The sequence below is a fragment of the Micromonospora sp. MH33 genome (genome assembly GCF_003013775.1).
GTDB lineage: Bacteria > Actinomycetota > Actinomycetes > Mycobacteriales > Micromonosporaceae > Micromonospora > Micromonospora fulviviridis.
The window spans coordinates 1-1,901 of sequence record NZ_MUYZ01000581.1; the positions used below are offsets into that span (position 1 = coordinate 1).

Below are 1,901 nucleotides of genomic sequence, written 5' to 3' on the forward strand. Positions count from 1 at the left end.
GGCCCGCCCCGCCGGCCCCGTGGCTGGTCTCCGCCCGCTCCGCGCCGGCCCTCGCCGGGCAGGCCCGGCGGCTGCTCGACCACCTCACCGCCCACCCCGGGCTGCGCCCGGCCGACGTGGCGTACTCGCTGGTCACCACCCGGGCGACGCTGCCGCACCGGGCCGCGGTCACCGGCGACGACCGGGACGCGCTGCTCGCCGGCCTGCGGGCGGTCGCCGAGGAACGACCCGCCCCGGGCGTGGTGCGCGGCGTGGCCCGCCCGGCCGGCAAGCTCGCGTTCCTCTTCACCGGCCAGGGCGCCCAGCGCCCCGGCATGGGTGCCGAGCTGCACCGCCGGTTCCCGGTCTTCGCCGCCGCGTTCGACGAGGTCGCCGCCGAACTCGACCGGCATCTGAGCCGCCCGCTGCGGGAGGTGATGTTCGCCGGGCCCGACACCGCAGAGGCGGCCCTGCTGGACCGCACCGAGTTCACCCAGCCGGCGCTCTTCGCCTACCAGGTTGCCGCGTACCGGCTGGTCACCTCGTGGGGCCCGCGCCCGCACCACCTGCTGGGCCACTCCGTCGGCGAGCTGGCCGCCGCGCACGTCGCCGGCGTGCTGTCGCTGGCCGACGCGGCCGCCCTGGTGGCCGCCCGGGCCCGGCTCATGCAGGCGCTGCCCGCCGGCGGGGCGATGCTCGCCATCGCCGCGAGCGAGGATGACGTACGGCCCACGCTCGGCGCCGGGGTCGCCATCGCCGCGGTCAACGGGCCCGCCGCGGTGGCGGTCGCCGGCACCGCCGACGCCGTCGCGGAGGTCGCCGCCGAGTGGACCGCCCGCGGGGTACGCACCCGGCGGCTCGCCGTCAGCCACGCATTCCACAGCCCGCTCATGGATCCCGTCCTCGACGACCTCGCCGCCGTCGCCGCCCGGCTGCCGCACCACCCGCCGACCGTGCCGCTGGTCTCCACGGTCACCGGCGCGCCCGTCGAGGCGGCGGAGATCGGCGCGCCGGGCTACTGGGTGCGGCACGCCCGCGACACGGTGCGCTTCGCCGACGCGGTCACCGCGCTGCGCGCGCAGGCCTGCACCGCGTACGTGGAGATCGGCCCGGACGGCGCCCTCACCGCGCTGGCCCAGGGCGTCCTCGCCGACGGCGGCCCGGCCCCGCTGGTCCTGCCCACCCTGCGCCGGGACCGGCCGGAGCCGCCCGCCCTGCTCCGCGCCGTCGCCGCGCTGCACGCGCACGGGATCTCCCCGGACTGGCCGGCGCTGTACGGGGGCACCGAGCCGCAGCCGGCCGACCTGCCCACGTACGTCTTCGACCGGCAGCGGTACTGGCCGGAGCCGCCGGCCTGGCTGACCGCGCCGGTCGACGACGGCACCGAGGTGGAGCGCCGGTTCTGGGCGGCCGTCGACGCCGAGGACGTCGACACCCTGCTCACCGAGCTGGACGTGGCCCGCGACCAGCCCTTCGGCGCCGTGCTGCCGGCGCTGTCCGCCTGGCGGCGACGCGGTCGGGAACGCTCCCTCGTGGACGGCAGCCGCTACCGGGTGCGCTGGCAGCCGGTGGCGCCGCCGGACGCCACGCCCGCGCCGGGACGCTGGCTGGTGCTGCTGCCCGCCGACCGGGCCGCCGACCCGGGGCTGGACGCCTGCGCCCGCGCCCTCGGCCCGGCGGTGACCACCGCGCCGGTGGACACCGCCGCCGACCCCGACGAGCTGGCCGCCCGACTGGCCGACCTGGTCGCCGCGGCACTCGGCGACGAGCCGCTGGCCGCCACCGTCCAGCTGCTGCAGGCCCTGACCGACCTCGACGCGCCGGCCCGGCTGTGGTGCGCCACCCGGGGCGCGGTGGGCGTCGGCGACGACGACGCGCCGGCCAACCCCCGGCAGGCGGCGCTCTGGGGCCTCGGCCGGGTC

Annotated in this window: 1 protein-coding gene; it reads left to right on the top strand. The window is 79.7% G+C overall.

Annotated elements, in window-relative coordinates:
• The coding region (locus B0E53_RS36045) for an acyltransferase domain-containing protein (RefSeq protein WP_146167958.1) at positions 1-1,901 on the top strand (1,901 nt) is incomplete at both ends.